Below are 8,733 nucleotides of genomic sequence, written 5' to 3' on the forward strand. Positions count from 1 at the left end.
TTTTTTACCATTATTCTCATAATAAAAAAGGTAACCCCATTCTTTTTATGAAAAGGTTACCTTTTTTACAATATTACGAACTTTTAATGTTGAATTTTTTTACTTTCCTATAAAGTGTAGCTATGCCTATATTCAATGCTTCTGCTACTTTTTTCATTCCTTCTGTATTACTTCCATATTTTTTGATAGCATTTTCTATAGCTTCTCTTTCAAGGTCATCCATAGTCTTAACCTCTTGTTTGTATAGTTCATCCAATTTAAAAGATATTAAATCAGACATACTCCTTACAAAAGCAGTTAACTCCTTATCTTTTGAAAGTATCTTTTCTTTTTGCTCTTCATTGAATGCAGCTATACCCAAGATTCCAAGTATATGTTCTCCCATTTTAACAGGAGTACATATATCCGCTAACTCTTTACAGTTTTCTCTATTTGCACATTTATTGCAGTTCTCTTCTATTTCCTTATTTATAACATAGGATTTTCCATCTTTTAAAACAAGAGAATACACAGATTTCTCTGATATTGTTTCTCCTATTTTACCTCTGAATATTCCTGTTCCTGCTATCCTAGTTAAATCTTTTGTAACTAAAGTAACATCTACATCTAACACATTAGAAATATTCTCGCAAATACTTTGAACGTAATTAGTTATATTATTTAAATTCAAAGTAATCCCTCCTATTTAGATTTATATTTTTTAATACTCTACATAAATCCTATTCTTGAGAACTTTAAGCTTGTGGTTGTGGTTGTGTCTCACTAGGTTTATTATCAGTTGGTGGTGTTTCTGGTTTTGGTTTATTATCTGTATTTTGGTTATTTGTATTTTGATTATCTTTATTTTCATCTGTCTTTGGCTTTTCTTCTGGTTTTGGTTCCATAGTTCCAACTAATATAATACCTTCCTTCTTAGGATAATATGAATTAGCTATTTTTTCAGTTTTAATTTTCTTGCCATTTGCATCATTAAATGTTCTATATGTTGATACAGAGTATGCATTTCTTCCACTCTTATCTACTTTTTCTTTTCCTTTAGGCATTGAAGAATCATTGACTCTCTTCATTGTAGTTTGTGAGACACCATCTAATTTTGTTGATATTGTTATATTCTGTTTATCCTCTGCACTTCCATATATATTGCAAACAAGTTGATTTCCTGAAACGTAATTTTTTATGTAAATTGGATGCTTAAGATTGTTTTTAAATAGGAAATCTATTCCACTGTCTGCAACAGTAGCATCTCTTCCTTTTGGAACATAACTTGATGGTATCGTATGATTTTTTACATTAGTAATTTCTAAGCCTGCATATAAAACAGAATTATATAGTGTCGATGAAACTTGGCAAACTCCTCCACCATAATCATCTTCCATTTCTCCCTCTACTATAACAGGAGCACTTTTATATCCATTTGCTTTGCTTCTTTTTCCTGTATGTTCATTAAACGAAAAAGTTTCTCCTGGCATAAGTAAAATATTACTTATACTATCTGTTGCTAATTTTATATTTATACTTCTATTTACCTGAGAAGTTTTAAATGTTGTTGCATATTTACCTAAATTTGTGTCTATATTAGCAAGTTGCTCTTTTTTTATTTTTGCTGAAGTAGCTTTTACTACTAACTTATTTGTATACTTTCCTTTTTTAACCTGACTATCAAAACTATTCATACTCTTAGAAATATCCATTTTAAGTCCATCAGAATCTGGTACAACTTTTACCTTTTCACTACTTATATCAATCGTTGCATCTTTTACCTCTACATCTATTTCTTTAGCTATCTTTTCCATTTCTGCTTTTAATTTATTTTTATCATAATTTGTTACTACTACTAAATCACTCTTTTTACCAAAATTTGCTGAAATAGTTTTTGATAAGTTGCTAAAGAAACCATTCTTTCTATTTAAATTATATGCATTTTCTACAGTTTTATCCAAATCAGCAGATAAATTTAAGTCTTGACTTTTAACTTTCCAATTTCTATTGTTGTAGTTAAATTCAACATTATCTAAATTGTATTTTTTAGCTAATTCCTGCTTAGCCTGCGATTTAGTTAATCCTCCAACACTTATGCCATTAACATATGTGTTTTTTGCTATTTTCTCCCCTTTGAACTGCATGCACATTATACCTACAAATATTACTAATAATAATGCTACAGCTCCAATAGCTATAACTAGCTTTTTGTTCACATTAATCATCCCTTACTTCTCCTTACAATAAAATTATTTATATACACCTACTATTATATTACTACATAATATGCCTTAAAAAACCAAAAACTTTTTAATTATATAATAATTTAACATTATTGATATAAATAACTAATATTCACTTAATCCTTTTTCTGATATGGAATATATTTTTTCATTGTATATGTTGATAGCATAAACTTCTTTTCCTCTAAATAATCCTTTGTTTACTACAGCATAATAATAAATATTTTTTTGTTTTCCAAATAATTCTTCTAAACTTTTTTTACTTTTCACATATTTATCAGCTTTTTCTATATCCAATATATCAACCTTTTTATATTTATTTTCTTTCTCATCAAGGGTATTAGTCAACACAAATTTAGCTTTATCTTTAGTAATACCAAATTGATAACTTCCATCTTCTAATATTCTAAAATATCCTTCTCCATAATCTACCTTATAATCTTTTTTACCATCTTTATATGAATATAAATCTTTAGTTTTTGCACTTATTAAAACTTCATTTATTAATTTATCGTACTCATATACCTCAGCATAATAGTATTTATCGTTTTTTACCATTTGTGTAAGTGAGTTTATAGATAGATTTGCCTTTTCTTTCCCACTTTTTTTAGAGATTATATTTATAATGTCATCAGATGTTAAAGTATACAATGATAAATTCTTTTTATACTTCTTCTCTAAACTTTGTACCTTTTCATCGTCTGAATAGTCTTCTTTTAGATAGTCTATATACTGTAATGCCTTCTCATAATCACCAGAAGTGTTTGCTTCTTCTGCTTTACTTATATAGTAATCATACATTTCTTCAACACATTGTTTTTTAGCGTTTTGAGCTAGATTGTAATATTTTTCGTCTTCTTTTAATACTTTATTATATTTTTCAATAGCATCATAATACTTATATACTTTTTGGTCTTTTATTGCAGAGTCATAAACATCTCTAGATTCTTTAATTGTTTCTACATTTTGCTTGTATACATCTAGGTTCCCACCTATACCATTTAAAATTGAAATAGTATTTATGTAAGCAATTGCCACATTGTAAGTAATATTTTCTTCTTTATACATTTCTCCAACTCTATCAGCTTGAGTTATTAAATCATCTACATTTATATTTATTTTATCTAATGATTTTACTGTATTTATTAGTCCAATAAAACTTTCTTGACTTATATCTCCATCTAAATATTTGTCACCACTATTTAATAATAATTTATTTATTTTTTTAGAAACGGATTTATTAAACCTTTCCATTTTTGAATCAGAAAATTTTTTATCTACACTTGCATAGTAATCCACAGCAATAGAGTATTGTCTTTTCTCTACAATTTTTAACAACTCATTTGCTTCATTTCCTACACTAAATTCATTACTACTTAAGAAAAATACTATGATTAAAACAAGTATGCCTAATGCTGATAATGAAACTGCTACTATAGATTTTCTTTTTTCATCAATAAAATCTACAGTTTTTTCAAATAAATCTCTAAAATTCATTATAGTTCCCTCTCTATTTAGCAATATTTATATTTATGATAAACTAAATTTCTTATTGGTTATTATATCATAATTCCTGAAAAAAAATAAAAACACAAGTTAAATCGTGTTTTTATTTTACCTACCAATCATTATTTTATACATAAATATTTCCTTTACATAAATTATGATATCTTTCTTTTTATATCCCTAGAATGACTTTTTTGTTTTTTATTAGCACTGACATTTTTCATTCTTGTTGTATGTATAGTTTTGTTAGCAAATATTTTTCTAGCATTGCATAAAACAACTCCTGTAGTCAAGCATACTGTAAGCACACTCGCCATTAAAAAGTAATAATCCAATCCTACATGTACTCCCATAACTGAATTTATTAATACTAATGCAAAAGTCATTGCAAAACATATCATCATGGAGATAACTAAAATTCTTAGAATTTTTTTCAATTCAATCACCTCGTATAATCACTAATATTGACACTACCCCTTATCCATTACTATACCAAATTAGTAAAAAAATAGCAATTATTATTGTCATTTATATTACGAAAATATTAAATATTTTTAATAAATATCTTTTTTTGACATTAGTATTCCTTCATTTTAATAAAATAGTAACACTAATCTGTGCTAATTAATAGAATGAAATAAATGATAATTTATTGAGGGGTGATTTACATGCCAAATTTGCCAAGTTTAGGATCCAAGGCTCCTGATTTTAAAGCCAATACAACAGATGGCCCTATTAGACTGTCTGATTACAAAGGTAATTGGGTTGTTTTATTTTCACATCCTGGTGATTTTACACCAGTTTGTACTACTGAATTTTTATGCTTTGCTAAATATTATGATGAATTTAAGAAAAGAAATACAGAATTAATCGGCCTAAGTGTTGATAGCAATAGCTCTCATTTAGCTTGGATGTACAATATGTTTTTACTTACAGGTGTAGAAATCCCATTCCCTATCATAGAAGATAGAGATATGAGAATTGCCAAATTATATGGCATGATATCAAAACCAATGAGTGATACATCTACTATCCGTTCTGTCTTTATTATAGATAATAATCAAATATTAAGAACTATTCTTTATTATCCATTGACTACAGGCAGAAATATACCAGAAATACTTAGAATAGTAGATGCTCTTCAAACTAGTGATAGAGATAATGTAGTTACTCCTGCAAACTGGTTCCCTGGAATGCCTGTTATTTTGCCATATCCTAAAAACTATAAAGAGTTAAAAAATAGAGTAAATAGTTGTAATAAAAAGTATTCATGTATGGATTGGTATCTATGCTTTGTGCCAGATAATTACACAGATGAAGAATATACTAAAAATATTGATGATACTTACAATTGTAAAAAAGAACATACTAAAAATATTGAAAATGATTACGAACAAGAAAATGTTAAGTGTATAAACAAATCTCATGACCACAAACAAGAATACAGTAAGGATGTTAAAGATAGTTGTGATTGCGGACAAAAACATACTAAAAATACTAACAAAATTCATAACTCCAAACAGGATAAACTTAAAGATAAATCCTGCGATGAAATAAAATACAAATATGATAAATGTAGTAAAGAGGATAATAGCTATGATAAATGCGATAAAGAAGATAGTAGCTATGAAGATTTCTATAAACAAAATTACAAAAATTATGATTATACAAGTGAAAAAAATTTTAAAAAAATAGCTATGAAAACATTAAAAGACTCAAAAAAGTTAGTTAGACCACAAATAAATGACCCATATAATCCAATAGTTGAAAATATAAATTGTCCAGATATAAATCCGATTGTAATGGAATATGTTCTTGGTAATCCAACTAATGTAGATGCCCAGCTATTAGATGCAGTTATTTTCGCATTTGCTGAAATAGACCAATATGGTAATTTATTTATTCCTTATCCTAGATTTTTAAACCAATTACTTGCACTTAAAGCTGAAAAACCTAGCTTACAAGTAATTGTAGCTATTGGTGGTTGGGGAGCTGAGGGATTTTCCGATGCAGCTTTGACTCCTACATCTAGATATAACTTTGCAAGACAAGTCAATCAAATGATAAATGAATATGCTTTAGATGGAGTGGATATAGACTGGGAATATCCTGGAAGTAGTGCAGCTGGTATAAAATCAAGACCTCAAGATAGAGAGAATTTCACACTTTTACTAACAGCTATAAGAGATGTTATAGGAGATGAGAAATGGCTTAGTGTAGCTGGAACAGGAGATATGGGATATATAAACTCAAGTGCTGAAATAGATAAAATAGCTCCAATAATAGATTATTTTAATCTTATGAGTTATGATTTCACAGCAGGTGAAACAGGTCCAAATGGTAGAAAACATCAAGCAAACCTTTTTGATTCAGACTTATCCTTACCAGGATATAGTGTTGATGCAATGGTCAGAAACCTTGAAAATGCTGGAATGCCTTCTGAAAAAATACTTCTTGGTCTACCATTTTATGGAAGATTAGGTGCTACTATAACAAGAACTTACGATGAACTTAGAAGAGACTATATAAATAAAAATGGATATGAATATAGATTTGATAGGGTTGCTCAGGTTCCATATTTAGTTAAAGATGGAGAATTTGCAATGTCATATGATGATTCATTATCCATATTCCTAAAAACTCAATATGTGCTTAGAAACTGTTTAGGTGGTGTATTCTCTTGGACATCAACTTATGACCAGGCAAATATATTAGCTAGAACTATGTCTATTGGTATAAATGACCCTGAATTGTTAAAAGAAGAACTTGAAGGTCTTTATGGTCAATTCTAATTAGACATAATATAAAATTTTATAATTTTACCATATAAAAAAGCAGATTGCATTATATTAAATGAGCTTTACTTAATTGATAATATCAATTATTTTGAAATCAGAAACTTATCTTATTATAATACAATCCTGCTTTTTTGGTTATAAGTCAATAATTTTTTAACGGTATGCTAATTTCTAATTATATACCAATAGCTTTTTTAGCTAACTTATCAGCTTCTTCATTGTACTTATTTCCAGAATGAGCTTTAACTTTCATAAATTTGACATTTAACTTAGTTTTGATACTATCATAAAAGTTTTTATATGCTATAGTTCCTTCTTTGTTTGTTTTCCAAACTCCAGTACACCACTTTTCAATACCTTCATAGTCAAAATATAAAATCAGGTTTTGAATATTATTATCAATACAGTACTGCATTGCAATTTTAGAAGCTTCTATCTCACCAGCCACATTTCTCATACCTACTAGAGTTTGCTCCTTTCCCTTTTTACTATAAGTTTTTATGACTTCATTACTCTTTAGAATTACAACACCTGAACCATACATCTTTATTGAATGCTCATAACTACCATCAACATATGCCTCTATAAATTCTTCATCTTCTTTAAATATTGGCTTTGTTGCTCCATAAACATATTCTTTTGCTTCCTGTAATGTAGCAAAACTCTTGTATTCAGCTCCTGAAAATCCATTTACTTGTTTTTTACACTCATCCCATGTATCATATATTCCAATTTTTTTGCCCTTTTTCACAGCATAAAACTTTTGTTTTGCCAAATATATCACTCCCACCATTAGTTTTTATGTTTTTCTCTCATAAATACATCTAGATTTATCAAATAATTTTTATCGAAATATTTTACTTTCATATCTTTATTTTCAATATCTATATGATATACCTCTCCTTTTACAGCTCTTTGCCTTATATTTTCATTGATATCTTTTTTTATAGCATTTTTATCAACGTCATCATTATCTATTTTAGTATTGACCTGTAATGCTTTTATAGTATCAAATATAACAGATTTTAGTATTAGGCTTCTAGATTTATTTAAGTGTTGTTTTGCATAAGTATAGAAGTCATTACTATTCATTTTTAAAATTTTACAACCATGCAAATCTTGCTCTAGCCTTTTTAATGTGCTTATATTAGTGCCAATATCAAAAATCACAAAGCATCCATAATCATATTTACTTCTTAAAAGTCTTCCCATAGCTTGCTTTACTTTTATAGTCATCTGCGGATAATTTATACTATAATAATCTATATTATACTTCTTCATTATAGTATAATACAAAGGGTCTTTAGGGTTTAAATTAGGAAGTTTGTCCAAAGTTACACATACCAAACCATCGCCTGGAATATCAACTCCTTCAAAACAGCCTTTTGAACCAAGTACTACACACTTTCTATTTAAATCATTAAGATGTCTAACGCCTTTTTTATTAGCATAAATTTCTAAATTTAAACCATGCAAATATTTTTTTAATATCTCATAAGTTTTTTCTTGTCTATTTTTACTATTAAACAGAGCTAATGTATGCCCTTCTGTAATTCGTGATATATTCGATATAATTTTACTTATCTCATTTGGAAATTCAGTATTCTTATACTCACAAATATCAGAAAATGCGACTACAGAAACCATATTCTTATAATCAAAAATTGGTTCTATAATTTTTTCTATATTCTTAACCCTATCTATTCCCAATGTATTTTTAAAATAAGACATATTTTCAGATAAACTTAAGGTTGCTGATAAAAATATTCCTTTCTCTAACTGAGATAAAATATTTTCTTCAAACAAATCTGCTATTTTTAATGGAACTACTCTAAATTCAAAATCATTATAATTCTTTTCAATTTCAACTATTCTTGCATAGTCATCATTCTCATCATATTCCAAGAAAATTTCAAAAACAATTTTTATATCCTCTAAATCTCTTGTCTTTGCTTTTCCAAACTTATATATATCTGCTTCTTTATCTATACTATCATCATCAATATTCCTATAAATTACAATTATTATTGAAACTAAATTTTTTATTATTTTTTCACAACTTAGTTTTATCTTTTCACTATATAATCTATAGCTAACTTCAGTATCTATATCATCTTTTTTTATTTTTCCTGCAATTTCATCTATTTGTAAATTTAATTCCCATCTTAGGTTATAATTGCTTACATTATTATATTCACTACAGTTAC

7 protein-coding genes are annotated in these 8,733 nt (G+C 27.4%); 1 reads left to right on the top strand and 6 read right to left on the bottom strand.

Translation table 11 applies throughout. The annotated features are described in order from the left end of the window. Positions 1 to 73: 73 nt before the first annotated feature. From KGF52_RS19170 to KGF52_RS19185, 4 genes are all read right to left on the bottom strand, one after another. Positions 74 to 670 (bottom strand): GAF domain-containing protein, encoded by a 597-nt coding sequence (locus KGF52_RS19170; protein WP_227841285.1) that lies wholly within the window; start codon positions 668 to 670, stop codon positions 74 to 76. Between the two features lie 64 nt (positions 671 to 734). Beyond that, positions 735 to 2,204 (bottom strand): VanW family protein, encoded by a 1,470-nt coding sequence (locus KGF52_RS19175; protein ID WP_227827301.1) that lies wholly within the window; start codon positions 2,202 to 2,204, stop codon positions 735 to 737. 123 nt (positions 2,205 to 2,327) lie between these two features. Next, complete coding sequence (locus KGF52_RS19180) at positions 2,328 to 3,719, bottom strand: UbiD family decarboxylase (protein ID WP_227841286.1); 1,392 nt, start codon at positions 3,717 to 3,719, stop codon at positions 2,328 to 2,330. A 164-nt stretch (positions 3,720 to 3,883) separates the two neighbouring features. Further along, complete coding sequence (locus tag KGF52_RS19185; RefSeq protein WP_255612780.1) at positions 3,884 to 4,132, bottom strand: hypothetical protein; 249 nt, start codon at positions 4,130 to 4,132, stop codon at positions 3,884 to 3,886. Between the two features lie 264 nt (positions 4,133 to 4,396). On the opposite strand from KGF52_RS19185, the gene KGF52_RS19190 reads away from it, so the two are divergent. Next, entirely contained in the window at positions 4,397 to 6,520 is a 2,124-nt protein-coding gene (locus tag KGF52_RS19190) for a peroxiredoxin (protein WP_227841287.1), read from the top strand. Between the two features lie 181 nt (positions 6,521 to 6,701). Here the strand turns inward: KGF52_RS19190 and KGF52_RS19195 are convergent, their stop codons facing one another. Both KGF52_RS19195 and KGF52_RS19200 read right to left on the bottom strand, forming a co-directional pair. Beyond that, positions 6,702 to 7,301 (bottom strand): ribonuclease H family protein, encoded by a 600-nt coding sequence (locus KGF52_RS19195; RefSeq protein ID WP_227841288.1) that lies wholly within the window; start codon positions 7,299 to 7,301, stop codon positions 6,702 to 6,704. Positions 7,302 to 7,318: 17 nt separating this feature from the next. Beyond that, positions 7,319 to 8,733: helicase C-terminal domain-containing protein (locus KGF52_RS19200; RefSeq protein WP_285894678.1), on the bottom strand; the 1,415-nt coding region annotated here is incomplete at its 5' end.

Origin of the sequence: Clostridioides sp. ZZV15-6597 (assembly GCF_020657815.1) — a bacterium.
Classification (GTDB): domain Bacteria; phylum Bacillota; class Clostridia; order Peptostreptococcales; family Peptostreptococcaceae; genus Clostridioides.